Source organism: Planctomicrobium mucosum, assembly GCF_051466335.1.
Classification (GTDB): domain Bacteria; phylum Planctomycetota; class Planctomycetia; order Planctomycetales; family Planctomycetaceae; genus Planctomicrobium.
In genome coordinates, this window is record NZ_CP195793.1 from 4,420,352 (window position 1) to 4,447,307 (window position 26,956).

General features: G+C 52.1%; 19 protein-coding genes and 1 tRNA gene. 10 read left to right on the plus strand and 10 right to left on the minus strand.

The window, feature by feature from the left end; all coding sequences use genetic code 11:
• Positions 1–45 precede the first annotated feature (45 nt).
• The gene (locus tag SH668x_RS17545) at positions 46–270 is read right to left on the minus strand and encodes a small basic protein (RefSeq protein ID WP_437186360.1); all 225 of its coding nucleotides are present in this window, start codon (positions 268–270) and stop codon (positions 46–48) included.
• 408 nt (positions 271–678) lie between these two features.
• On the opposite strand from SH668x_RS17545, the gene SH668x_RS17550 reads away from it, so the two are divergent.
• The 5 genes from SH668x_RS17550 to SH668x_RS17570 all read left to right on the plus strand — a co-directional run bounded on the left by SH668x_RS17550 (position 679) and on the right by SH668x_RS17570 (position 10,272).
• The gene (locus SH668x_RS17550; RefSeq protein ID WP_437186361.1) at positions 679–1,092 is read left to right on the plus strand and encodes a hypothetical protein; all 414 of its coding nucleotides are present in this window, start codon (positions 679–681) and stop codon (positions 1,090–1,092) included.
• A 343-nt stretch (positions 1,093–1,435) separates the two neighbouring features.
• Positions 1,436–3,622, plus strand: coding sequence for a type IV pilus assembly protein PilM (gene pilM / locus SH668x_RS17555; RefSeq protein ID WP_437186362.1), 2,187 nt, complete (start codon positions 1,436–1,438; stop codon positions 3,620–3,622).
• A gap of 126 nt (positions 3,623–3,748) precedes the next feature.
• Positions 3,749–5,758, plus strand: a complete 2,010-nt coding sequence (locus SH668x_RS17560) for a hypothetical protein (RefSeq protein ID WP_437186363.1) — start codon at positions 3,749–3,751, stop codon at positions 5,756–5,758.
• A 73-nt stretch (positions 5,759–5,831) separates the two neighbouring features.
• Positions 5,832–8,297, plus strand: a complete 2,466-nt coding sequence (locus tag SH668x_RS17565) for a hypothetical protein (RefSeq protein WP_437186364.1) — start codon at positions 5,832–5,834, stop codon at positions 8,295–8,297.
• 685 nt (positions 8,298–8,982) lie between these two features.
• Positions 8,983–10,272 (plus strand): beta-ketoacyl-[acyl-carrier-protein] synthase family protein, encoded by a 1,290-nt coding sequence (locus SH668x_RS17570; RefSeq protein ID WP_437186365.1) that lies wholly within the window; start codon positions 8,983–8,985, stop codon positions 10,270–10,272.
• 93 nt (positions 10,273–10,365) lie between these two features.
• Here SH668x_RS17570 and SH668x_RS17575 read toward each other — a convergent pair whose 3' ends face one another.
• The 5 genes from SH668x_RS17575 to SH668x_RS17595 all read right to left on the minus strand — a co-directional run bounded on the left by SH668x_RS17575 (position 10,366) and on the right by SH668x_RS17595 (position 15,908).
• Positions 10,366–12,090 (minus strand): hypothetical protein, encoded by a 1,725-nt coding sequence (locus tag SH668x_RS17575; protein WP_437186366.1) that lies wholly within the window; start codon positions 12,088–12,090, stop codon positions 10,366–10,368.
• A 34-nt stretch (positions 12,091–12,124) separates the two neighbouring features.
• Positions 12,125–13,240, minus strand: a complete 1,116-nt coding sequence (rsgA, locus tag SH668x_RS17580) for a ribosome small subunit-dependent GTPase A (RefSeq protein WP_437186367.1) — start codon at positions 13,238–13,240, stop codon at positions 12,125–12,127.
• 2 nt (positions 13,241–13,242) lie between these two features.
• Positions 13,243–13,794, minus strand: coding sequence for an FHA domain-containing protein (locus SH668x_RS17585; RefSeq protein ID WP_437186368.1), 552 nt, complete (start codon positions 13,792–13,794; stop codon positions 13,243–13,245).
• 166 nt (positions 13,795–13,960) lie between these two features.
• Entirely contained in the window at positions 13,961–14,620 is a 660-nt protein-coding gene (cmk, locus tag SH668x_RS17590; RefSeq protein ID WP_437186369.1) for a (d)CMP kinase, read from the minus strand.
• Between the two features lie 97 nt (positions 14,621–14,717).
• On the minus strand, positions 14,718–15,908 hold the full coding sequence (locus tag SH668x_RS17595) for a class I SAM-dependent methyltransferase (RefSeq protein ID WP_437186370.1): 1,191 nt from the start codon (positions 15,906–15,908) through the stop codon (positions 14,718–14,720).
• Between the two features lie 145 nt (positions 15,909–16,053).
• Between SH668x_RS17595 and SH668x_RS17600 the strand changes: the two genes are divergently transcribed.
• Together SH668x_RS17600 and SH668x_RS17605 are read left to right on the plus strand one after the other, a co-directional pair.
• Positions 16,054–16,239 carry a hypothetical protein gene (locus SH668x_RS17600; protein WP_437186371.1) on the plus strand — a complete coding sequence of 62 codons (186 nt, stop codon included), beginning with the start codon at positions 16,054–16,056 and terminating at the stop codon, positions 16,237–16,239.
• Between the two features lie 2 nt (positions 16,240–16,241).
• The gene (locus tag SH668x_RS17605) at positions 16,242–16,727 is read left to right on the plus strand and encodes a ribosome biogenesis domain-containing protein (RefSeq protein ID WP_437186372.1); all 486 of its coding nucleotides are present in this window, start codon (positions 16,242–16,244) and stop codon (positions 16,725–16,727) included.
• A gap of 118 nt (positions 16,728–16,845) precedes the next feature.
• On the opposite strand, the gene SH668x_RS17610 is transcribed toward SH668x_RS17605, so the two are convergent.
• Both SH668x_RS17610 and SH668x_RS17615 read right to left on the minus strand, forming a co-directional pair.
• Positions 16,846–17,436, minus strand: coding sequence for a thioredoxin family protein (locus SH668x_RS17610; protein ID WP_437186373.1), 591 nt, complete (start codon positions 17,434–17,436; stop codon positions 16,846–16,848).
• Positions 17,437–17,652: 216 nt separating this feature from the next.
• A tRNA-Asp gene (locus SH668x_RS17615) sits at positions 17,653–17,726 on the minus strand.
• Between the two features lie 444 nt (positions 17,727–18,170).
• Here SH668x_RS17615 and SH668x_RS17620 point away from each other — a divergent pair.
• Positions 18,171–18,602: a hypothetical protein gene (locus SH668x_RS17620; protein WP_437186374.1), complete on the plus strand. Its 432-nt coding sequence runs from the start codon at positions 18,171–18,173 to the stop codon at positions 18,600–18,602.
• Between the two features lie 300 nt (positions 18,603–18,902).
• Here the strand turns inward: SH668x_RS17620 and SH668x_RS17625 are convergent, their stop codons facing one another.
• Positions 18,903–19,730: a DUF1571 domain-containing protein gene (locus SH668x_RS17625; RefSeq protein WP_437186375.1), complete on the minus strand. Its 828-nt coding sequence runs from the start codon at positions 19,728–19,730 to the stop codon at positions 18,903–18,905.
• A 493-nt stretch (positions 19,731–20,223) separates the two neighbouring features.
• Here SH668x_RS17625 and SH668x_RS17630 point away from each other — a divergent pair, with 493 nt between their 5' ends.
• Positions 20,224–21,321 carry a hypothetical protein gene (locus SH668x_RS17630; protein WP_437186376.1) on the plus strand — a complete coding sequence of 366 codons (1,098 nt, stop codon included), beginning with the start codon at positions 20,224–20,226 and terminating at the stop codon, positions 21,319–21,321.
• Between the two features lie 196 nt (positions 21,322–21,517).
• On the plus strand, positions 21,518–25,222 hold the full coding sequence (gene ccsA / locus SH668x_RS17635) for a cytochrome c biogenesis protein CcsA (RefSeq protein ID WP_437186377.1): 3,705 nt from the start codon (positions 21,518–21,520) through the stop codon (positions 25,220–25,222).
• A 149-nt stretch (positions 25,223–25,371) separates the two neighbouring features.
• Here ccsA and SH668x_RS17640 read toward each other — a convergent pair whose 3' ends face one another.
• Positions 25,372–26,763: a POT family MFS transporter gene (locus tag SH668x_RS17640; protein WP_437186378.1), complete on the minus strand. Its 1,392-nt coding sequence runs from the start codon at positions 26,761–26,763 to the stop codon at positions 25,372–25,374.
• Between the last annotated feature and the right edge of the window lie 193 nt (positions 26,764–26,956).

The following is a 26,956-nucleotide window of genomic DNA, read 5'->3' on the forward strand; positions in this document are numbered from 1 at the left end:
AAGCCATCCAACCGTAATACGACTGAGGAAACCAGCCAGAGAGGGCTACTTCTTGCCCTTCTTGCCTTTTTCTTTGGTTTCTTCTTCCTCTTTCTTCTTCTTCTTCGCGACTACCAGCTTCTGAACGCGAACTTTAGGAAGACCTAATGGGCTTTGCCCGTCGACCCAACGATCGTCAGCCTTCAATTTTTCGATACGCTCGTCTCGGTTGAGCACGTTGCGGGACCGACCGAGGCGGCTCCCAACCTTCAAACTTTTGTCAATTCCCATCTTAACCGCCTAAACTGCAAGGCCTTACAGCCGAAATTGTACGATATCCGTGATCCGGTCAAACTGGAGTCTAGAGCAATCACGGATTGAAATCAATGACGAGTCACCGGGGGTAAAAACGGTCCGGAGATTTCACAACCAAACCCTTCAAACGTTCCCGAATGAGGATGTTTCACCACTGCACCGAGTCTCATATCGCATCGGGCAGACCGCTAAATTTAGCAAACGTTTCTACATTCCGCAAACTCCCGCCGGGCTTGATTGATCGTACCCCTTGGGATTAGTTCCGTTCCGCGACCACCTCGGTTAGTCTTTTGTCAAGAATTGAAGACCATTACACGACCCAGATTTCAGGATCAAAACCGGGTCACCACTGCGAGGGACGGGGTTGCACCCCCGAGAGCTATCGTGTCACAACAACAGAACCACACAGAATTTCGTATATCCATCCTCGAGCAGGTCGACGCAATCCTCAAGAACTGCGAAGAAGCAAAACGCCCGATCGAAATGGACCCGGCACGCTCAGAGCTCTTCGACCTTTTCGCGACTGTGGAAGCAGCAGGCGGACTCGTTGAGGACAGCCCGATTGACCTCTCTGCAGACGGATTATGCCAGGCACTCGCCCAGAAATGGGGCCTGAAAGCAGCCACGGAGACTTCTGTCCGCGAAAACTCACAACTCAACACCGAACAGCTGTCGCAAATGCGGATTTTGTGGAGCTTGCTGAGATTGTGGATGGAATGGACCTACGCGTGGAACCGATGGTCCGACTTCCACAACAATGACGGAAGTCGTATCACAAAAACAACTAAAAGCGAATAGCAAGCTCACTCACACATTGCTCAGCACCTGACAACACTGCAAGAATAGCCGCATTCCTGCAATTTTTTGAGAAATTTGGAACTAGCAATTCGATGATCTGCGTCAAAGAATAGTAGTTGTTCACGCCTGCCAATCATTCCATCAGCGCACTCGCGCGTTCGCATTTTTAAAATAGACGTGAAAACTGCCCCATCACTCATCTCGACCGATTTGCGAATACTATAGACGTTTCGTAAACTGAAAAATCATCATCACTTCAGTATGTTTCTTTGCGACCATCTTGAGACATTTCGTCAAACATCAGTTTTGACCGTGAAGTCGTCGTAATCAGAAGGTGAAGTCAATGGCGGATAATCGTGCATCCTGGGGGATTGACATCGGTCAGTCTGCTCTTAAGGCAATTAAGATCCGACACATCGCTGACGGTGACCAGATTGTTGCAGAAGCCTTTGATTACATTCAGTACCCCAAAATTCTGAGTCAGCCGGACGCGATCCCTGACGAAATTGTTGCATCCGCGATGGAGACATTCCTCGGCCGCAACAGCCTCAAAGGGGATTCCGTCTCCATCAGCGTGGCAGGAAAATCTGCTCTCGCCCGCTTCATTCAGCTTCCTCCTGTCGAGGCAAGCAAGCTTCACGAGATTGTGAAATACGAAGCTCGTCAGCAGATCCCTTTCGCCCTTGAAGACGTGATCTGGGATTATCAGCCACTGGGGGCTGGAGCTGAAGAGAGTGGATTCCTTCTCGACGCTGAAGTCGGTCTCTTCGCGATGAAGAAAGATCAGATCTACCAGCAACTCCGCCCTTACAATGCTGCCAAGGTCGAAGTCGATCTCATTCAGATCGAACCGCTGAACCTCTACAACATGCTGAGCGTAGACACCCTCGGCATCCGCAGAAACAGCACCCAAGAGCCGTCCGATGAGTATGTCATCGCATTGGACATGGGGTGCGACAGCACGACGATGGTCGCTTCCAATGGATTCAAAATCTGGATTCGAAGCGTCTCAATCGGGGGAAATCATTTCACCCGAGCACTGACCAAAGAGATGAAGCTCAGCTTCGCAAAAGCAGAGCACTTAAAATGCAACGCGACGAAATCGCCTGATCCACGCGCTGTGTTCCAGGCACTTCGACCTGTGTTTAATGACTACGTCTCAGAAATTCAGCGTTCAATTGGCTACTTCTCCAGCGTCAATCGTTCAGCGAAAATCTCGAAAGTCATTGGATTCGGGAATGGATTTAAACTGGCAGGGCTGCAAAAGTTCCTGCAACAAAACCTGCAATACGAAGTCGACCGCCCAGACTCATTCCAGCGACTGTCTGGGGATGCGGTTCTGAATTCACCGCTCTTCTCCGAAAACGTCCTGAGCTTCGCAGTCCCATACGGCCTGGCGCTGCAAGGACTGAACCAGACTCGCATCCGCACGTCGCTTCTCCCTCCAGAGATCACTGCGGCTCGTCGCATCCGCAAAAAGAAACCCTGGGCAGTTGCCACAGCAGCGTCCCTGCTCGCTGGACTGTCATTGGCAACAGCAGCCAATGCTCGTTCCTACAGCGTCGTCGCGGCACCGGGATTCGTTGATGCTGAAAAAGATGCTGACTCTTTCGCAGCCGAAGTCGGCGGATTCAAGAGTAGCTATGATGCGGCAGTGGCAAACAACACGAGCATCAAGGAGAAGTTGGATTCGCTCACACTGAATCGGCGAGATATCAGCTGGATTGAGCTCTACAACGCAATCATCGAATGCTTGCCTCGCGAAGTCGGCGAGACTGAAGTGGCAGCTGACGACATTGCCAGCAAGAACCAGATTTCCATCAGCCAGTTTTCCGCGGAGCGGATGAGCGATTTAGCTCCGTGGTACGATGCGTTAACTCAGGTTAGCAAAGACCACATGACGGTCGTGGAGAAGGAAGCTGGTCCCTCTGAAGCAGGCTATATTGTCACGCTGAGAGGATCCCACTACCACCACAATCCCAATAACCCTGAAGAACAGGGTGTTCTCTATGTGATCAATCACTTCCTGAAGAACCTTCAGAAGTTTCAGGTCGAGCAACCCGGATTTCCGATTCGCGATGTAGCGAGAATGGGAATCTCGCACGCCACGATTGTTGACCACTCACAGACTCCGGTCATGTACAACCCACAAGAGCGTGAAAGTGCGACCGCTGCTCGAATCATCCCGACTGATCCGGTCACTGGGACGCCGGGTCGACCGGGAATGGGACCAAGTTCTGGCCAGAGTCGCGATGGTTTTCAGCCGGGGCTACAGGGGGGAAGCTTCCCACTGGGGGGTGGAGTCAATCCGCTCAACCCAGGGACGAGTCTTGGCGGAATGGGCGCCAATGGTCAGCAGTCCTTCGACCCGGCGAACACGAAAGAACTCATCAGAACCGATTTTGTGATTCAGTTTGCATTCAAATACATCCCGCAAGCTGAACGCAAAACGGCAGAAGAAGCAGCAGCTGAAGCGGCTGAGGCAGCAGCGGCGGCCGAAAGTGATTCAGACGATTCTGATTCCGAATAAGCAGTCTCGTCTCCAGTTTTTTGTTTTACATTCAACGTGATTGAACTCCCCAACGACTCACTCACGCCCCGGACTCCCTGAATCAGGGAATTCATCAGACTGATAAGATTTTGAAAGCAGTAAGCCATGGACAAGCTGCAACCATTGATTCGAAATCAATTCTGGATTCTCTCCGGACTGGTGATTCCAATGATCCTGGCGGGGTATTACATCTCGAACAGCTCATTGGTTTCAGCAACTGAAGCCCGCGAAAAGGCGATTGACGACAAGCTGAAAGCCATCTCTTCTGGCAATGAGCCGAACGCCCAGTTCGTCAAGAACATTGAGACGATCAACTCGTTCCTCGAGGAATCGGTGGACAGCGAGATCGTCGCCATGTGGGAAAAGCAAAAAGAAAGAATGGTCTGGCCGACACAGGTTGCAAGTCGAGTTCCTGCTGAATTCATGGGGTCTTTCGACCAACAGGTCCCGTTCATTTATACAGGGATCTATCCCGAGCTGATTCGCAAACTGCAGGCACGTGTTCAACCGGTTGAACCTGTCGATCAGGGAATGGGTTTCGGCGGAATGTCCAGCGGCAGCGGAATGCGACCCGGTGGAAGCATGGGCGGGATGCGACCCGGCAGTTCTTTCGGCAGCGGAATGTCACCCGGATCAACCTTCGGAGGAGGGATGTCTCCCGGAGGTCTCGGGTCAGGATTCGGGATGGGCAGCGGAATGCGCCCCGGCGGCACAACAATGGCCGTTGGTCCACTCGCTCGTCCAATCACCTCGACAGCAAATCAAAAAGTGATTCTGTCTGCGATGCTTCCTCATGCCAGTTTCGGCCGGTTGGGAATCACCTCGCAAGAGATGTGGGATGCTCAGATTGATATCTGGCTGACCGAGATCCTTCTTGATGCCATTGTCAAAATCAACTCAGGTAAAGAGTCCATTTCCGAAGCAGTGGTCCGTCGCCTCGACATCCTCGAACTCGTGGGAGGAACCGGCGAGCCGGTCACCAAAGACGCCGGTGGAACAGGCGAAGAAATGATGGGAGCCATGTCGGGGATGGGAGGACCGATGGGGCGGGGAGGCTCAGGGGGAGCTGCAGTCGAGTTTCCTACTGATATTGAGTTCCTGCCCGAAGAAGAATTCGGCCCAGCTCTTGAAGGGGGCGGGATGGATGAGAGCGGCATGGGAAGCGCCATGATGGGAATGTCTGACGCAGGTGCTGAAGCTGTACCACCAATGCGATACATCGCAGAGACAGAAGAAGCCCCTTTCCTCGAGCGAGGTTTCTACCTCTCGGTGATCATTCAGCAATCGAAGATCCCAGACTTCATCGTCGCACTTGCTAACTCGGACTGGCCTGTTCAGATTCGACGATTCCAGGTCGGTGAAAATCCTTATAAGCGAGAAGAACTCGGCCTCGGCGGAAGCGGCGGCATGGGCTCTTCCGGAATGGGATTAGGCATGGGTCTGGGGATGTCAGGGTCGGGTCGCGGAATGAGCGGCGGCAGTGGCATGTCACCGTTAGGCGGGGGCATGGGAGGAGGCCGTCGTGGTGGATCCACCGGCGGCACAACTCGTGGAAGTCGCTCTTCCTCCGGGATGTCGGGAATGTCTGGCATGTCCGGAATGACTCGAGGGGGCATGGGTGGGGACGCAGGTCAGTCGACCATCATCAACTATTACGACGGCACGATGCCCGAATTTGCGATCAATTCGCTCGATCATCCAGATCTCGTTCGCCTCGACATTGCTGGCATCATCACAATGTTCCGTGAACCCAAAACGATCATGGAAGCGATTGAAGCCCGCAAAAAGGCGAAAGAGGAAGCAGCATCAACACCTGCAATTACCGACGAAGAAGCCACAACTTCTGAAGAAGATGATACAAGTTCGGAATCTTCGGATACCATTGATGAGGATGGGTCCGCAGTAGAAGAGTTGAACGAAGCCGAGACGACTCCATCCGAAATGGAACTCGACACAACACTCCCTGCTGAAGAAGCTTTACCGGTAGAACCAGCCGACAGTGAGGGAACTGATGAGGTTCCGACTGCCGAAGAGGATGCGGGAACAGAATCGACAGAGAAAGTGCCCGCGACAGAGCCAGCTGAAGATGCAGAGGCGAACTCTCCACTTGAGTGACTTGTTTCTGCGAACCTGGTCCGAATTCCAGAGTACTGGATCTTAGTAATTACAAGGTGCAGCAATGGCAAAGATGAACATAAAGAAACTCGCTGCAGAGCATATCGAAAAAGGGGTATTCGGCCTCTTTGCCCTGATCGTTCTCGGAGCAATCGCGACCGCGAACTGGTCAGCCTATGAAGGGACCCCGCGACAGATTCGTGAGAAAGTTGCCAGTGGCAAGAAGGCACTTGCCGCCAATACTTGGCCTGAAGAAGAGAAAGAGAAGTTCTCAATTGCCAAGGAAGATGCTCCTGCGAACCTTGTCTACGAACGCCTTCGTAAGGAATACAGCCCGGGTGATGTCGAATCAAACGGGAAGCTCGTTTCTTCTCCCTGGGGTGGAAACGAACCTGTTCGGGAACCTGTCCTCAGTGCTCCCCAAGAATTGATCGCCAGTCAGTCCCGTGTATTCCTGCACATCTACGATCCAACTCTCGACTTAATGGATCCGATGATGAACGGAGTCGCGCCTGATGGGACACCGTTGCCGCTTGAAGAAGACGACAGTCATCTGCCAGACGACCTTCGCCGAAAGAGCGATCTCTCCGGTGGCATGGGAATGGGTATGGACCGTTCATATGGCGCCATGCTCGGAGCACGTCCAGGCATGGGATCGGGAGGTCGCCCAATGTCAGGCACCTCGCGACCAACTTCAGGAATGATGCCAAGCCCATCAGCCGGACGTCCGACAGCGGGTGGCCGAAGTGGGCAAAGTTCTGCAAATTCTGGACGTGGTAACGCGCGTTCAAACACACGAGGAGGCTCGAGCCGCGGTGCTTCTGCGGAAGAACTTCTTGGGATGGACGGCATGATGTCAGGCATGGACACCATGTCGATGCCTGAAATCAAAGGGGAAGGACACCACTTCGTCTCCGTTCGAGCAGTCTTCCCGTTGCGCGAACAAATTACACGATACGCAGAAGCGATCAACAAATCCTTCAACTATGCAGCGATGTTCTTCGACATTCGCGATTTCCAGTTGGAGCGACAGACAGCCCAGCCTGGCAGCGATCCATGGTCAGGTCCATGGGAACCAGTCGACATGAAGGTGGCGGAAGACATCCTGAACAAAGTCGACGGATTCGATGCTGAAGTCGTCAACCCGATGATCACCAACGCTGTCATCACAATGCCGCTTCCAGCCCGTATCTCCGGAGTCTGGAACAGACAGGCAACTCACCCCAAGATCGAAAAATTCACACTGAGTCCAGAGGACGCTGCTCTTGAAACCGAGATGCAACAAAAGCTTTTGAATGAAGTTGTGAAACAACAAAAAGAGATGGACTCCGCTGTCGTCAAGCGCGGAGGATTCGCGAAAAATGTGATCGACTCGCGACAATTGAATCAGGACATGTTTGGTGGAGGAATGTATCAGACGGGCGGCGGTATGGGTGGCATGGGGATGAGCGGCATGAGTATGCCCAGTGCTTCCGGAATGTCCGGAACATCGACCCGTCCCGGTGCGAACAGAAATCCACGTCAGCCTGGTGGCCAGACAGATGTCATGCAAGCGTTGATTAACGACATGGCGAAAGGTGCAACGAACGAGAGCGAAGAAAAAGAACGTATCCGAAAGTGGATTGAATCGCGTGTTCGTGCAGAGGGAGAACTCCTGCTGTTCCGTTATTTAGACTTCAATGTCGAACCCGGCAAGACCTACCGCTACCGAGTTCGATTTGAACTGGCAAATCCAAATTACGGGAAACGAATTGCCGAAGCAGGCGGTGAAAGTCACGTTGTGGAAGGGGAAACCCGTTTGACACCTTGGAGTGACATCACAACGCCTGTCACTGTCGATCAGGACGTCAAGTACTTCCTCACAGACGTCAGAGAACAAAACAGTCGTGTTCTTCCAACTGCCAGCTTCGACGTTTTCGAATGGGCACAGAAGTACGGCACATTTGTGAATGCGATGTTGGAAATCCGTTTTGGGCAGCAGTTGGTTCAGGAAGTGATGACAAACGTCATCGACCCTGCCAAGTTCAAGAACGAGAAAGCCAAATACGAGTTCAAATCGACTGACTATCTCGTGGACACGCTGGAGCCAATCCGACTGGAAGAAAGTTTCCACGAGAAAGGCTCTGGGATGAACATCAAGTTACCTGTCGGATCGATGGGTCGCATCACCACCGCTCCTAAAGTCCTGATTTCATCGGCGAATCGCCAATTGAGCGCGATCAATCCAGTGATGAACTCGGCAGAATACTCTCAGCAGAAGTCGTACATGAAAGCACAGGCGGAACTGTACGAAGACTTGAAGGAAGAAACCCTCGAAGACGGGAGTGATCAGACTACAATGGACCTTCTCGGTGAAGGGCGAGGTTCAGCAAGGTCCGGCTCCAGCCGGTCAGGCTCTGCCAGAAATCAAGGACCTCGCAATGCAATGCAAATGCGAGGCAGCAGCGGCATGGCCCCCGGTCGAAGCGGATCATCATCTTCGCGAGGTTCCAGTGGAACAAGCGGAACAAGTGGCGGCATGCGTCCTGGTTCCCGCTAGCTTCGAGCTGAATAAGGACTGGGATGTTGGCGGCGATTTGACCTATCGATTCATGGTTGAATCGCCTCCATCCGGCTTGGTTCGACAATTTCCATACAAAAAACGACGTAACACATGTTCGTGTTACGTCGTTTTTTCGAAATGACCAAGTTCGGTGCAAGTCTAGAATGGACTATCCGGACACAGACCCGCACAATCTCGCCTATCACCCCAAGCTCCCCAAGTTGCAACTGTAAAACCAGGCAAGACCTCCTGTATTTAACAGCGAATCTGGCTCGAATCGGGCGGTCCGTGAGTGCTGAATTGAACGGCCGACTTCTCAATCGCCGATTGATAACGAGTGGCGGTCCGGGCGTAGGCGTTCCCATCAGCACAAACCACTACATCAAAGCTCCTTGATCAGATTGTCAAGAACTTTGAAATTGGGGAAGTCTGAAAAGCCCAAATTACTTATGATATTGCCGTGGAGGGATCGATTCCGAAACGAAGTGAAGACAGACAGTTTGTTCCCATTTCATCTCAGCAATAAGAGGGGTCTTTTTGCTGGACCTCGGCGAGAGCCGCGGGCGTCATGCGATGTGAACATTCTCTTCGGAATCGAGTGACAGGAAACCAGTTCAAACCTGCAATCTGAATCAACTTTCGATTGCATGATTGAAACAGCCTTTTTTCAAGTGAGTCAAAGATGCGTCGACGTGTTGTGGTCACAGGTGTGGGATGTGTTTCTCCAGTTGGGCACGATATTACGGCTACATGGAACGCTGTCCGCGAAGGAAAATCCGGCGTTAATCTCATCAGCAAGTTTGACGCTTCTGAGTTTCCGACTCAGATCGCAGCTGAAGTTCGAAATTTTGAACTGACAAAATGGGTTTCCAAGGACGTCGCCGACTCGTTGGCACCTGCCGGAGCCAATGTCCGGTTCGGAATCGCTGCTGCTGCCCAGGCAATGAGCGACTCGGGACTGGACTACAATTCACTCCCGGATCCATCCCGCTTCGGGGTTTACATGGGCTCCGGCGAAGGTTCTCAGAATTTCGACGTGTTCATGAATATGGTTTCCGAGTCGACTCAGCCTTCGGAATCATTCGACATGGAAGCTTTCACCCAACTCGCAATCAAGCGACTGAACGGTGAAGTCGAGCGGTACCAGGAGCCAAACATGCTGGCTGCACGCATCGCGGGGATGTTCAACGCAGCAGGCCCGAATGCAAACTGCCTGACCGCTTGTGCCGCTTCTGCACAAGCCATTGGTGAAGGAACCGAATTCATCCGCAATAACTCTGCCGACCTGATGATCGTCGGCGGAGCCCACAGCATGATTCATCCATATGGCGTAACAGGTTTCTGCCTGCTAACCGCACTTTCGACCCGCAATGATAATCCTCAGGCTGCTTCACGCCCGTTCGATAAAGAGCGAGATGGGTTCGTTATGGGTGAAGGTGCAGCGATGCTGCTCTTGGAAGAATATGAACACGCGAAAAAGCGTGGCGCAAAAATCTACGGCGAAGTCCTGGGTTATGGCGTTTCCTGCGATGCGTACCGCATCACAGATATTCCACCCGATGGAAACGGAATGACTCGAGCAATGAACATCGCCCTGAAGGATGCGAAGATCAACGCAGAGCAGATCGAGTACATCAACGCACACGGAACCAGCACTGGTGCTAACGACCGCACAGAAACGTCCGCTGTGAAATCGTCACTTGGCGAGCACGCTTACAAGATTCCAATGTCAAGCACCAAGAGCATGACAGGACATCTCGTGGCAGCGTGTGGGGGGCTGGAAGCGATCTTCGGCCTGAAGGCAATTCACGATGGCCTGATTCCGCCGACCATCAACTACGAATATCCAGACCCAGACTGCGATCTCGACTACGTTCCAAACGCAGCCCGAGATGCCTCGATCAAGACTGTCATGTCGAACAACGCAGGCTTCGGCGGCCAAAACGTTTCACTCATTCTGTCTCGCATTTAGCGAGCACAGTTGATGGAGCAGGATCCATCTTCAATTTGAGATAGTAGACAAGGCGACTCATTTGGGTCGCCTTGTTCATTTGAGTGGAACTCTTCACCGAATCGCTTGCAGCCGGCGCTTCAGGTTGGCTTCGAAAAGATCTCCCCGGTCATCGAATGGGCGGACATCGAGATACCAGCTCCCCCAATTCAGCAGCAATTCTCGATGCCAAGCTGCGATGAGATCACTTCGCTGCTGGGCAGAGGTATTCGCAGGGAGAATCAGCGTTGGGTTTTCCGCTTCTCCGAATCCGTGTGGCTTTCGACTGATCCAACACAGCGCGTTACGAGCTTCCACGATGACTCCCAGATCGGGATCGTCCAGCCCTGAAATCAAGAAGCGTCCCAATGAGAGGTCTTCACTCCTCCCGATTGCCCACATCGCAGTCCGTCGCACCTCCGGATTCGGATGGACCGCCAATTTCTGTAACGTCTCAAGTTCCCCGATCAGTGCATTACGGTCTCCGAGTTGTATCTGCTCAACGAGAGTCTCCTGCGTTTGATCAAGCGGAATCTCTCCAGTCGACTGCAATGAAGCAAGGAGCTGATCGAGTGATGAAGTTTCCCCCTTTTTCCCATGAATCATCCGTCCGTCAAAGCGGCTCGCGACGAGATCATCGGGAAGTCCTCGACCCGCTGCCAGTAGACCATCCCCGAATGTATTTTCCTTTGGGACACGCTTCAGAATCTTCGCAGTTGCCCGAGACAGAAACAGAATGCAGAACGCAGTATCGCGTCCATTTGCATCACCACTCATCCTCCATGAACCATCCGTGTTTTGTAACGCCAGAACCGCTTCGGAACTTTCGCGATACCAATCTCGATTGCCGATCAATTGCACATCTGCCAGGGCGGCCATGCGTTCCAACGAATACAGGTAGTATGTCTTGTATTCGCCGGAATCCATGTTGATCGGAACGTATTTACTCGCCACCAGAGCATACGCTCGCCTGACAGCACCGATCGCTTGATCAGGAACCCTGGCGGACTTCGGATCAGGCTTGTCTTCCAGCTTGAGTTCATCAAGTACACCAAATTTCTTCTCCGCCTCCCCTGGCTTCTCTTGCTTGATTCTCGCTTCTCTTAGAGGAAGAAACCCGGGGGAGAGTTCAAGGATTGCGATATGCAGACTTCCAACGCCATTAACTGACATGTTCAATGTACTGCCAGTTCTCGCTGCACCTTTCGCTGGCGGGTTGTAGGCATAACCCCCATCGGTACTTTGACACTGGATGTGCCAATCGAGCACTTTCACCCAGACCTGCGGGTCAATTTTCACCCCTGCTCTCGAGGCTGCCCAAAGTCCAAGGGTCGCATATTGCGTGACGCTGGTATCACCAAAAACATCCTGTCGCAACGGCTGCCCCGGATACTGCCACCCACCATCCGGACGCTGATGATGAACGATGTAATCAGCGATTTTCTGAAGCTCAGGGCGGTATAACACAGGATCGATATCGCTGAGCAGAGTGCCATCCACTCCGGCGATATAAATGCCAGTAGCTCCTTCACCCGGCAGGTAAGCCTCTGTGGAAAACCGCGTCAAAATGGATTTCAACGCTCCCTGCATCTCGGGAGAATCTGCTGGCTCGCCCCCTTTAAACACAGCGAGTGTCGCCAGACTTAAATTTCCGCCACTCAACTGACTGAGTCTTGGTTTGAGATGCTCAACACCTCGTTGTATCGCAGCACGGACCTTGGGAGATTCTTCAGCGAGAACTCCAACGTGATTGAAGCTCAAGACAACCAGGCAGATGAGTGTGATTGTCGTTATTCGCATGAAAGCAGACTGGTTTCATCGTGAAGAAATCGATTCAGTCTCTGATACGCTGGTCACTTGTATAAATCTTCAGATAACTTTGATAACGAATCACCGACAGTTCACCGCACTCGACCGCACGCTTGACGCGACATCGATCTTCATGCGTATGCGTGCAATCTGGAAAATGGCAATACGGAACAAATGAGTAGAAGTCGCGAAACGTCCCTTCGACCTCTTCCTTCTGAATATCCCACAATTGCAACGAACGGATCCCCGGTGTGTCAACGATCCAGCCTCCTCCATCGAGCGGGAGAAGCTGCGTGACTCGCGTTGTATGCCGTCCTTTACTGGTGTCTTCACTGACGGAACCAGTCTGCAAAGCGAGCCCAGGTTGAACAGCATTCAGCAATGATGACTTGCCGACGCCACTTTGCCCAACGAATACCGTCTCTTTTCCTTTGAGTCGCCGACGCAATTGCTCGACCCCCTCACCACGGATCGCATTCGTCATCACAACCGGATAGCCCATCTGGGCATACTGTCCGACGAGTCTTTGCAGTTGATGTGCTTTGCCAAGGTCGATTTTATTGATGCAGATCAGAGTTTTGATATTCCCTTTCACCGAGCTACAAACAAACCGGTCAATCAGCCCCGGCTTCAAAAACGGTTCGCTCACAGAGGCGACGATCACCATCTGATCGACGTTGGCAACGATCGTATGCGCCTGATTTCGGCTGATCCGGCTCAACGCAGAGCGTCGTTCGACAACTCGTTCAATCACCCCTTCTGTAGAACTCGTGGGGTTGAATTGGACAATATCTCCTGCGACGACAGCATTGCGTCCCTCACGCGATCGAGTTCGAACCACTCGCCGGACAGAGCAAAGGTAGACCGCGTTGTCCTCTCCCTGAACGCGAATCTGGTTCGCACCCACTGCTGTCAGAATTCGACCGGAGATCGTTTCAGCGTCGTCAGAAACATCGTCGACAACCGTTCGAAACCGGTTCAGTTCCCCTTTGCCGGAGACCCGTTCGCCGGTTTCAAGATCAGCAGCCCCATCCTCATCTTGGAACGTCTCACGCGTGAGGTCGGTTCGACGCGTACGGTTCGCGCGATTCTTATGAAACGCGACACGGGACTTGCTCGATTTTTTCTTAGCAGCAGACATGCTCAACCATCGCCCATCAGCCAGTCCATAGCGGCATCTTCATCAGCATCGAATTCCTGATTCATTGGCAGTTTCTTGACCGAAGGAGGCATCTGAGGCTTCCGTCGAGGCTCCGCCTTCTTCTCCAGTCCGGCCTTTTCCATCAAGCTCATCGAGAACGGATCTTCTTCGACATTCGCAGGCATTTCGCCGACGGGGTCGTACTGAATTGTGTAGTCGCTCTTTGCAATTGAAACGATGTCACCCGGGTGTAGAAACCGGGACTCGCATCTCTCTCCGTTCACCTTAATCCCGTTTCGACTCCCCAAATCACGTATCTGCCAATGCCCGTCAATCAACTCGAATTCGCAATGAGCAGAGGAGATGTTTGGGAGAATGAGAACGATATCGCAGTTGCTCCGACGTCCGACAACCAGACGTGGCTGCAACATTGGGATGGAATCGCCGCCGCCACAGGGAATGAGTTCTCCTAGCATTTTGGCCTGTTCCTTTTCCCTGATGACCGCAAGAAGTGATTTGTGAAGCGGCAGATGTTGCTTAGCATCGACATTCATCGAAATTTTATGCGTACCAAATGAGTTGTCAATTTGCAGTTCTTTGCTTGCAACAAAACACTTTTCTCAATGCATAATCTAACACACCATCGAGCAAATTCTTGAGAAAAGTATCAGTCTGACCGCCCAACAGGCAGTAAAACCGGCTGCAATTTCTCTGAAATCGTTAAGAATTCAGCTTGGTACGGGCTTCAACGTGGCCTTTGAGCGCAGCAACAACCTCATCAAACGTCATTAAAGAGGTGTCAACCAGAATTGCGTCATGTGCGGGGCGGAGTGGAGAGATCTCTCTCTGCTCATCGCGCTGATCACGAGCGAGCTGATCGGCCAGAAGTTCATCAAAGTTGACTTCTTTGCCCTGCGACTCCATTTCGAGCTGACGACGAGTTGCGCGAACTTCCGGAGCTGCCGTCAAAAAGAATTTGCACTGGGCATTTGGAAATGCCACAGTCCCTTGATCGCGTCCTTCGCAAACAATATTGCTCGAATTTGCGATCTCTCGTTGACGCTCCACAAGGAGACTTCTGACACTCGGGTGCTGAGCAACGATTGAAGCGGTGCGAGCAACATCTGGCGTGCGAATTCGGCCCTCGACGTTCTCGCCGTTCATCAGAATGACCCCGCCTGACAACGCCATTCGCGTTGCTTTGGTCAGCGATTCCACAGCTCCCTCATCCTGTGGATCGATTTCTGCGTCCAATGTCAGGAGCGAAACCATGCGGTACATCGAGCCAGTATCCAGAAACTGGAAGCCAATCTCACTCGCGAGCTTCCGGGCAACCGAACTCTTTCCCGTCCCCGCAGGGCCATCAATGGTAACTATCATGATTGCGGTCGCTTTCCGATGAGTGGCGTTCATTGGACTTTTGGAGAGGGTTTCGTAGTGTTCTCGCCGCAGCCAATCACGTCAAGTAATTCGACCATCACATCGAAGAGGCCACATTCAAAATGTCGTCCGTGGCCAGACTGTCGACACCAAAAACCCTTTTGAATTGCTGATATTCCTCAAGGTTCCTCAAGTTCAATCGATCCGATTCGCTGTCAGCCTGCCTCAGGACACTTCGAATCAGAATATTCTTTGGGGTGTGCTCCAGATCAATGAACTCCAGGATCTGTGTTTTGTAGCCAACAGACTCCAGCGCACTGGCACGCAATGAATCCGTTGCCATCGCAGCGAATCTCTCCTTCACGATTCCATGCTTGAGCATCAACTGCAACTCACCCGCCTGAATTTTCGTGAAGAGTTCGTGCTGACAACACGGCGCCGCGAGAATCACCTTTGCCCCTGCTCCGACGGCGAAGGTCAATGCGTGGTCGGTCGCTGTATCACATGCATGAAGCGAAACGGCCAAATCAACGGGCGTCCTCGATGAAAACTGATCGATCTTCTGGGAACTGAAAGAGATCCCCTTCAGTGAAAGTTTCTCAACAATCGCCTGACACCGGTCAATGACATGCTGATTCTGATCGATGCCCACCATGATCACATCGCGCCCTCGAATCACCGCCAAAAGATGATGCAGAGCGAAGGTCAGGTAGCTCAGGCCGCACCCGAAATCAACAACTCGCAGCACACCCTCCTGCGGAAGTTGATGATAAGTATCATTCACGATTTCCAGATAACGGTTGATCTGGCGGAATTTTTTCTGCCTCGCCTGCTTCACGTGACCGTTGGCATTCATCACAGCCAACTCGATCAGAAACGGGCAAGGAACTCCCTCCGGAATCAGATAGGGCTTCTGGCGATTATGACCCGTTATCAATTCCAGAGGAGGACGACTCGCAGCCTGCTGCCGTATTTTGATTCCCTGTGGAGTGACCCGGCCGATCAGGTCGTAATTCGAAGTCAGCAACGTCGCATCCCGATAAACCGGACCAAAGAGATCACGGGCGCGCTGAATCGACTGCTCAGTCGACAGGTTTTTCTGAGTCTGCTGCTTTTCAAACTGAAGAGCCCATTGCCACAACTTCTTACCGCGAATGACAACTGGTCGAACATTCTCCTTTCTTGGCTGATCCCCTCCAGATTTACGAGGAGCAGAAAGCGTCAGCCCAAGAAAATCCCCCTCGTTCATCGATTTGAGGAGGCTCTCAAAAAACTCGGCACCGGGCATCGTCATTCAAACCGCTTTGCTAAAGACACATCACTACCTGCATCACAGGCTCGCCTGCAACCAGAGAGACCTCTATCATGTCGAAATTCCTGTCTAACTGGACAGATAGCATATCTCTTCTTTCCCCTGAACCGAATCGATCACCATGTCTCTGGACAAGAAACAGAAAAAGCAGCTCGATTCCATCAAAAAGAAGCTGACAACCCTCCAGCAACAACTCGCTGGTGCAAAACGACAACCTGATGATCCGGCGGAAATCCCGCGGCTCGAGAAAGAGATCGCTCTCCTTCAAAAGCAGATTCAGGACATTCAAAGCAAACCAGGAAATTGAGAGTGTCGAGCAGCGTTTCCAATCCTCTTCCCCCGACAATAATAGTCGTTCACCCGAAAGAAAAACGAAGCAAGTGTTCTGTAGAACCGCTGCGTGGAAGAGATGAATTTATCTTTTGGACCTTCCCGAAACGTGGTCCTGAGACCCTCGACAACTACGTTCGGCTTGGACTGAACGGACCGATGCTGTCCCCGGAAGACAGCCCACGCGGGCTGCTACTTCTTGACGGAACATGGCGACTCGCTGAGCGCATGGAACAGGATTATCAGGAAACTCCCGTTCGCAGTCTGCTCCCCTGGAAGACAGCGTATCCGCGGGTTTCCAAACTCTTCGAGGACCCTTCGGCCGGCCTGGCAACGATCGAGGCTCTCTTTGCAGCGCTCGCACAAATGGGACGCCCCACCGATGGCCTACTCGACCACTACCGATGGGGCAACGAGTTCCTCGACATCAATCGCGATCTGCTCGAGCAAATACAGCGAGGCTAAGCGATCCGCATCCCCCTAACGCCTCTCGCGAGCGTGTGGCGCCCCGGCGGCAGTGTTTGAACGGATTCTGCCACCATTCGCCGCCACACCTTGGAAACATTGGAAACAGGGGTTAGGACTACGCGGTGGCTGCACCAGTGAAGTAATCCGGTTCATTACCCGGCTTCCACTTAATATTACAGCCGATGCTCGGCTTCTGAATTTCGACGATCGGGTCGCCCGCCAGAACGGCACTGGCAGCCCCTCTTAAATCCTTCCCTGTAATCGGTAGATCCGTCTTGGGACGGCTATCATCAAACTGACCGCGATAAACGAGCTTATGCTCTTTATCGAACAGGAAGAAGTCAGGTGTACACGCAGCCCGGTAAGCAATCGCAGCAGCCTGATGTTCGTCGAACAAATACGGAAAGGTAAAACCTGCCTTCGCAGCAGTCTCTTTCATCAGTTCGAAACCATCCTGAGGATAAGCTTCAACGTCGTTTGAACTGATTCCGACAACTTCCAGCCCCTTCGGAATGTAGTCACGGGCAAACTGACTAATGGCTGACTGCAGATGAATGACATAAGGACAGTGATTGCACATGAAGATCACGAGCAACGCTTTTCCTTCATAGTCTGCGAGCGACACCGTCTTCCCATCGATGTTTGCCAACGAGAAATCAGGTGCGGAAGTTCCAAGCGGCATCATGGTGGAAGCAGTTCGAACCATTTCATCTCTCCTCAAGTCAGTATTGTGTGCACCGTTGTGCACCATCGTAACAAAACCGAGACTTGAATCTACGCCCTGAGTCCGCAAAGCAATCACTTCAGAGAAGCAGTTCCTCGAGTCAGCCGAAGCCGCAGAATGCGTTCGAAGCCGCTTCCAACAGAACGGAAGCGACGAAACAAAAAAAGCTCGCCATGAAACATGACGAGCTTTGCAAAGCGAGGCGGACGGGACTTGAACCCGCAACCTCCGGATCGACAGTCCGGCACTCTAACCGATTGAGCTACCGCCCCTCAAATGCTTGCGAGAGGGGGAGTTTACGGACGCTTGGCTTACTCGTCAACGATCTGGGGAAAAGATTTCGCATCAATCTCAAACACTCGTGCAGTCAGCCTTCCTACAAACCCGCCGATCGCCACAAACATTAATTCGCCGCATCACTTACATCAACGCCTCCATGTCGGATGCCCCGTGCAGCGCCGAAGTCGCGGCACTCATTCTTGGTTAACTGACCACAACAACCACGAACTCCCTCACATGTAGGCCTCCTCTGCGGAGCCTTCCATCTCCGAACAGTAGCCGAATCCCCTGTAGTCGTAACTAGGAATCTCGAGCTATATTTGACATCTCCACGTAGACTTGAGACACTGTTTGATTCGCATGTTTGCATCGTGACATCGACAGGCGTCACGTTATTCATAGTTTTGACGGCTTTTTGACTGTGTAAGGGAACCGGTATGGCTTCCAAACGTCTTCTGGACAAGCGACGAGAACACGAAGCTGCCGAGAAACAGGGTAAGATCAAAGTCACCAAGAAGGCCTCCGCTAAAAAAGCGACAGCCAAAGGGACTGCCCGTAAGCGTAAGGTAAAGGCACCAGAGCGGAAGCGACTCCTGTGGGGTGTCTTCAGCGGCTCGCTGAAAGAAGAGGGACGATTCCCTTGGGATCAGCTTGATAAAGCAGAGGAAAAGCTCGCATTGCTCCGCTCTAAGAGCAAGAAGCTTTACTTCATTCAGCCAATCAAAGAATCTATTTCCGACCCAACCCGTGGACCTGAAGAATCAGCAATCCTGGCGGACGACGAGGAAATCCTGGATGACGAAGCACTCCTCGATGATGACGACGAGGATGATGTCGACGAAGATGATGACGATGAAGAAGAGGAATAATCCTTCTCTCTCCGCCTAAGTCATTGCACACAAAAGAAAAACGCCCCGGAGATACTCTGGGGCGTTTTTTTCATTGACACGTACCGCGAAACACTCGAGGCGTTCACTCCAGACCAGTTCACCAACTGGATTCACATTCCAGAATGGCTGAGACCGGGATTTCGCGGCAAACCAGCATCAGTACCACAGAGTCACTGGACCAGTTGCCCGCTGACGAAGGAGTTACGTCCTGGCAGGTACAAACACAGAACCCGAAATAACCGACGCCAGAGTCATCTCTACACTGCGAGCTGACAGAGCCTAAAAGTTGTACTTCGGGTTCTTCACACTAAAGTCGAGATCCCCAAAGCCCTGATTCAACTTCAGTTGGCTGTACAGATAGTCTTCGACCAGTGGTGGAGCCTGATCACGCTTCGTAGGAAACCCATAAGCCTGCACGCGAATCGGCAAATTGGTCTGGTCATCTAGAAACAGGCGACTGAGCTGAAACTTCGCTGCAGCTTGTGTCGGTAGATGAGAGACCTCCACAGCGCGACAACGAATGTCTCCGATCTTGAGGTTCGGAACCGATTTCGCCTCCACTCCAGGAAGCGACTTCTCCTTAACCCATGTTTCACTCAGCAGTTCGAGCATGTTTCGCATCCCGATGTTCGTCAAAGGGTAGCGATTTCCATCCATGGCCATACGGCCAGTCGGATCGAGAGTCAGAGTCCCTGCCAGCCCTGCAAACCCCACATCATGGGCCAGCATCATATTGTTGTTCTGACCAGAAACATAAATCACTTCCCGCCCCGGCCCTGGCTCAACGAATTTCAGATAGACACTGAACGGCTTTTCCCGAACTTTCAGTTCCATTCGAGAACTCAGCACCGCACGTCCAACCATCTCTGTTTTGATGAACAGCGTGGAATAGTCATGCACTTCATCCAGCGCAGCCAGCCCCTCGCGAACCATTTGGAACGCAGGGTTCATGACGTGAGAATCGTCAATTGCTGAGATTTCTTTGATGAGGTTCACTCGCTCAGCGAAAGCGTCAGCGGAGAACACAAACCCCGTCCCCACCGCAGCTAAGCCAGCGACAGACCGTGAAAGAAACTCGCGACGATCAGGCAATCCACGTTGGAACATTTCGACTCCATTCAATCAAAGTTGCGGCTCGCACCACCTTTGCACCGCTGATTCCGGGAGCACGATGAATGGAACCGAATTCCATTATCCAGCGTGCTCCTTGTGTCGTTTTCAAAACCACAAGGAACCTACTGATTTCATCGACAGTATTTCCGACACCGATCAGCCTAAATTCGCGACTCACCCCCTCTGAAGGTTTTCCTTCGAGCAAAAGGATTTGGGGGATGCAAATCGAGACAGTCGAGAGCTATTTTCACTACTGAGGCCGAGCATTACCAGACTTTTTCAGGCAATCCACGGAAGACCTTTCCACAAAAGAGGTTACTAAGAACTCGGTTTTCACAATCAGGAATCCCTATTTGAACTCGTGTACTTCAGACCTTGAGAGTTCTATACTGCGGGAAAGAAAAAATCTGACGTTATAAACGTCGCTGGTGGATTTTCCACTAGAGATTTCCCGCCGAACTTCCCGCCCTCCAGTTGACTGAGCGCCATGCAGCGATTTTTGCGGCCAACTTTTCTGCCTATGTTCTCGGCATTGCTGTTGCCAATTGTGATGGTCTCTTTGACGGGGTGCACTCCCGAAGATGGAATCCGCCAATACACGGTCGACAAAATTGAAAACACGCCGAAGACAACCTCGGCACCGAGCCCTATGACCCTTGCGGCGGACGCTTGGTTCTTCAAAATGACTGGCGATCCAGACACAGTGCTCAAGCAAACGGTCGCCTTCTCCAACCTGATGAATGGCCTGCGATTCTCGATGGATGGGCGTCCTCAGTATTCCCTTCCCGAAGGTTGGACTGTCACCAACGGTCCAGCCCCCCGATATCAAACGATTCACATTCCTGGTACAGAGCCAGCACTTGAACTGACTGTGTCCTCGTTGCCGCTGCAATCTGGCCGCCCTGATGCCTATCTCCTCGCCAACATCGACCGATGGCGTGGGCAGATCGGCCTGGCCCCCTACAACGCGGAATCTTGGTTGGATGATGCGTTTGACGCAGGAGAACTTCAGGTCAATCCGACCGACGCGGGGGTCGTTTCGATCGTGAATCTGCTGGGAGAGATGGAAGGCAAAGGGCCGACGCGAATTCTTGGGTCAATCGTCCTTCGTCGCCCACAGGAGCCTGCTCAACCGATGACGGAGTCCGAAAACACTCCGGAACCCGAAATCGCAACGAAGCAACCGTTTACATTTGACGTTCCAGAAGGCTGGGAGAAGTCTCCTGGAAGTTCTCTGCGAGCTGCATCGTTCAATGCAGGCGCAGGTGAAAAGAAGGCTGACGTCAGTGTCATGCGACTCGGTGGAGGAGGAGACGTGGACTCCAACGTGAACCGTTGGCGTGACCAAGTCAAACTGGGACCGCTCGAATCTGAAGAGCTAAAGGCGGGACTGAAAGAGATCGAAATTAGCGGGAAACCCGCGACTTACGCAGAGGCCATTGGCGAAACCGAATCCATCCTGGCAGCGATCATTGATGAAGGGGACGCAAAATGGTTCTTCAAAATGCAAGGTCCGAAAGACATTGTGGCTGCTGAATCGGAACGGTTCCAAGCATTCATGAAATCCTGGAAATTCGACAAATAAGAAACTGGCGAATCACCACCTCAGCTTGCGACTCTAGCCGAATCAGTGAACAGCCACGTCGACCTGCTGAGAATCAAGTCACCTGAACAGGCGATTTTCCTGACATCAGGATCGAATCCATCATCACTCCCCGGCCAGTGCGCCGCTGAGCCTTCACTGCAGCCCCTGCAGACGAGGCACGAGACTGGAGACACTCATGTCGACCAATACAACCAATCAGAGTTCTCCTCCAGTGCCCGACTGGTGGAAGACTCTCGTCAGCATTCTCAAGCCTATTGCTTCTCTCAAGCTGACAGTCGTCTTGTTTGCAGCATCGTTTTTCATCGTTCTGGCAGGAACGTTCGCTCAAGTTGACTACGACATCTGGAAAGTGATCGATGATTACTTCCGCGTCGACATGCGCAGCGTGTTTTCCAGTCAATTCCCTTGGATCAATTTCCAGAACTTCTTCGTCTGGATCACTCCAGGTCTCTTCTTTCCTCCCGCTTTTGCTCCCGGCGGACCACCGAATTTTCCAGAGTGGCTTGGAATCTGGTTCCCCAAAGGCTGGGCCATCGGCACGTTGATGATGTTCAACTTGTTCGCTGCTCACCTGATCAGTTTTCGAGTTCAGGCAAGCGGAAAACGTCTTGCGTTCGGATGGGGCGTGATTGCCATTGGAGCGATTGCCACGTACCTCGTCATTCTCAGTGGTTCGAGCACCGAGGGTCTTCAGGCCAAACCGATCCTCAGCTACGAATCAATCTGGACATTGATCCAGATTTGCATTTTCGGACTGTCACTCATCTCGCTTTACTTCGCCATCACTTCGGATTCGAGCAAGAAGGCTCATCGCTATCTCTTCGGCGGACTGGCAATCATTCTTGCTGCCTTTGGATTTCTTTCCTTCCAGTCTGACGGAAGTAATGAATCCACAATGCGAATTCTCTACCAGGTGCTCAAGGCGACATTTGCCGGAGTGGTGCTGCTTGCTGGCTGTGTTGCCGTCTTCAAGAAGCGTGCCGGGATTGTTCTCCTGCATTCCGGTATCGGGCTGATGATGGTTTATGACGTCGTCGTCGGTGTTGGGCACGTTGAAAGCCAAATGCACATCGTCGAAGGCGACACCAACAATTTCAGCCGCGACATGCGAGAATCCGAACTCGCCATATTTGTGCCATCAAATGGTAATCAGCTGGATGTCACTGTCATTGACGCCAGAAAGCTGCAGAAGCCAGGCACCGTCATTACTGATGAGCGAATTCCCTTTAACATCGAAGTAATTTCGTACTTCCCGAACTCAACGATACTTGGCCCGATGCAGGAACTCCCGGAAGGGGCCCCTAAAGAGAATCCTGCTACGCATGGATATGGCAAGACAATACGTGCCGTCTCTCTTCCCACTTCAGCGGGGACAGACACACAAAGCACTTTTGACATTCCCACCGCGTACCTGAAACTGACGGCGAAGGACGGAAAAGATCTGGGAACGTACATGTTCTCCGGCATCCAAGACGCGAACACCGTCGAAGCACCTGAGAAAGTAACGGTCGACGGGAAGGACTACGAAGTCGTGATGCGCTTCGAGCGCATTTACTACGACTACAACGTTAAGCTCAACAAGGTCGAGAAGGTCGACTACGCTGGGACATCGAAGCCCAAAGACTACTCTTCGTTCATTACGCTCAATAACCCCGGCAAGAACGAAACCTTTAATCATCGCATCTGGATGAACAATCCAATGCGATATCAGGGCAAAACGTTCTACCAGTCGGGCTACAACGAATTGAGCGACGGCCAGAAAATGACCACGCTCCAAGTCGTCGACAATGCAGGTTGGATGACTCCATATGTTTCGTGCATGATGGTTGTCGTCGGCATGCTCTACCATTTTGGAATGACATTACTTCGCTTCCTCCAGCGACGACTGCGAGCCAATTCCACTCAGGAGGATGTTGATGGAGATGCCGCCTACACCCCAGACGGTCCCGTTCCACTCGCTCAGAAGAATAAAACACTCAGTACCATTGGCTGGGGCGTGACTGGTGTCATCGTGGCGGGAGTCGCATTCGCTGTGCTCTATGCAGCGAGCGTTCCAAAACCGGCGACCACAACGTTCGATTATTATCGATTCGGACAACTGCCGCTTTGGTACAAGGGACGCGCACAGCCTCTCGATTCATTCGCTCGGAACGCTCTGCTCCAACTTTCAGACTATCAGTCGTTTAAGCTCGAAAAGGGAGACAAGAAATCCCAACCTGCGATTCGCTGGCTCCTTGAGCTGATGGCGAACGAAAAAGAAGCTCGCCAAATGCGAGTCATCCGAATCGAAAATGACGAACTCCGAAGCAAGCTCGGCCTGAAGAACGAGAACAAGTTTGCATATTCGATCGATGAACTTGCTCAGGTTCACGAAAAGATCCGCGATGAAGCGATCGCTGCTGACAAGACACCAGCGAAGAACCGCTCATTGATCCAAAAGAAGACACTGGAACTGGCAAACCGGATCATCTTCTACAGCTTCCTCGAGAACACGCTCGGTCAAGCGCCACAAGTTTCGCCACCAGACAAACCACTGTCTGAATTGACCACGATGCAGAGAGCGTCTCGCGCTCAAGAGTATTTCCAGTACATCAAGTCTGGACGAGCAGCACTTGAGAATCTTCAGAAGGAACTCCCGTTGGTGATTCCTTTCCAGGTTGGGAACACCGACGACAAAGCCAAGAAGATTGCAGAGCTCAATAACTCATGGGAGACACCGATGATCTCCCATATTTACGACCAGTTCTATTCCGAAATTGGAGCTCCAAAGCCGCCAGCACTGCAAGCATTCATGGGGCTTTTGCGGGACTATCGAGACGGAGATTTCAAGAAGTTCAATCAGCAGATCGCTGAATACGAAAAACTATTGAACGCGAATGCCAATGCTGAAGAACTTCCGATTCAGAAGATCAACTTCGAAGCGTGGTACAACAAGTTCGCACCGTTCGACCTGACTTCCTGGCTGTACGTATTCGCTTTCGTGTTGACAGTCATCGGCTGGCTGAACCTTCCGATCATTTTCAATCGTGCTGCGGTCGGATTGATCGTGCTGTTGCTACTGGTTCACACGTTCGCGCTGGTTGCCCGAATTTACATTTCCGGTCGCCCTCCTGTGACGAACCTGTACTCATCCGCAGTGTTCATTGGATGGGGAACGGTGGTTTTTGGCCTCGTCATTGAGCGACTTACGAAATTGGGCATCGGAAGTGCAATCGCCAGTGCAGCTGGCTTCATGACTCTTCGTATCGCCAGTGGACTCGCGGGCGATGGTGACACCTTTGTTGTTCTCGAAGCGGTTCTCGATACTCAGTTCTGGTTAGCGACACACGTGGTGTGTATTACCTTGGGGTATGCTGCGACCTTCGTGGCTGGAATGCTGGGTGTGCTTTACGTCCTACTGGGGATGCTGACGCCTCAACTTGGTCGAGAAAAGCGGGACAAAGAAGTGATCCGGATGCTCTACGGAACCGTCTGTTTTGCGATCTTCTTCAGCTTCTGGGGGACCGTCCTTGGTGGTCTTTGGGCTGACGACTCATGGGGTCGCTTCTGGGGCTGGGATCCTAAAGAGAATGGAGCCTTATTGATCGTGATCTGGCTGGCCCTGATCCTTCATGCTCGCTGGGGACGTTTAGTGAATGACCGTGGACTGGCTGTCCTCGCGATCCTTGGAAACGTCGTGACAGCCTGGAGCTGGTTTGGAGTCAACGAACTCGGAGTCGGCCTGCACAGCTACGGTTTCACCGAAGGGCGTCTGCAGAAGATGGGTCAGTTCATGTTCTCTCAGCTTGCTATCTGTTTGCTCGCGCAAATTCCACAGAAGTACTGGTGGAGTTTCCGTAAGGGTGAACAAGTAGCAACCGCTGAAGAAGTCGCCGAGTAAGACAACAGAACCGGTCTTCACACGAAGTGCGGGGACTGGTCGGTACCTTTCGGGGATCTTTGATCGCCTCTTCCATCTGGTAGACCAACAAAAAATCCGCATCGATCCAAATGAGATCGATGCGGATTTTTCATGTCACAACGAATGGGTTATGTCGTCTGCTTGACCGCTTCCACATCGGATTGGACGTGAGTTTTGCCTTTGTAGTATGGGGACCAGACCACAAAGATGATCGCTGAAACCAGCATCGACATTGCAAAGAACAGGTAATAGCTCGGACCTTCAAGAATGGTCGTTCCGGATTTCCTGGCGGTTTCAATACCCCAGTTCACGAACGCTGTGTACTGATTACCGAGCGTCACGGAAAGAAAGTAGACGCTCATCATGAACGACTTGATCTGATTCGGTGCCTGAGTGTAGGAGAATTCCAGTGTCGTAATGGAAACCATCACTTCAGCAGCGGTGAGGACGGCATAGGCAAGAATTTGCCAACCAATGTGAGGGTGCTCACCTGCGACGATTCGTCCTTCGATCCACATTGAAATCAGGAATGATGGAACAGTCAGGAACAGGCCGAAACCGATCTTACGAAGCGGTGTCACGTTGAAGAATTTCCCGGCAAGGGGGTAAAGCACTAACGTAAAGAGCGGAATGAACAGCATCACGAAGATAGGGTTCACAGCCTGAAACTGCGAAGCATTCAACTCTGTCCCGAAGATGACACGGTCCATATTCTGTGCCTGATCGACCCAACGGGAAGAAGTCTGATCGAAGAGTGACCAGAAGGGGGCAATGAGGAGGTAGATTGGAATCAACGCTGCGATTGCCTTCAATCCCTCTGGGCTGAGCGTTTCAGTAAAGAACTTGGTTCCCGAGGGCGGAATATGCGCATATTTGTTTCTGCCCAGCCAGAAAACGAATGTTGCCATCGCCATGAGGACGCCAGGCACTCCGAACGCCCAGGACGGACCGAATGACTTGTGCTCAATCAACCAGGGGGTGAGCAACGTCGAAAATGTCGAGCCGAAATTGATCGAGAAGTAAAAAAGACCGAACACAACTGGAAGCAAATAGGCATTCGAGCGACCGAATTGATCTCCTACGTGAGCAGAGACACAGGGTTTGATCCCCCCTGCTCCGATCGCAATGAGTGCGAGTCCCCAGAACAACAACGTTCTTTGGTCAATTCCCGTATTGAAATCCATCAACCCGAGCACGCCATGCCCGATGCAATAAATAATTGAAACGCTGAGGATCATGCGGTACTTGCCTAAAACCGCATCGGCCAGAATGGCTCCGATGATCGGAAAGAAATAGACCGCTGAATTGAAGTTCGCGATCCAGCGAGTCGCCGTCTCTTTATCCATGACATCTGAAGTGCCCGCTGCACTCAGAATAGAAACCGTCATGAAATGCATCAGGATGGCTTTCATCCCGTAAAAGCTAAACCGCTCGGCTGCTTCATTTCCGACGATGTACGGAATTCCTGAGGGCATCGTCGTCTGTTCAACGGGTGCAGTTAAAAACTTCTTCTCAGCCATCGAGTCAACTTTCGGAATCAGGACCAATTGGGACAGACGAGCGAGTCGATCGTAACGCAATTGTCATTTGATGTTGAGACTGAGTGAGACCGTTCTGATTGAGAACTGTTGAACGAAGAGAATTTCTGGGATCAATTTCCGAAAATGGGGTCGACCTTCCAGCGTTGGGTCTGCGGCCGGTGCAACCTGACAA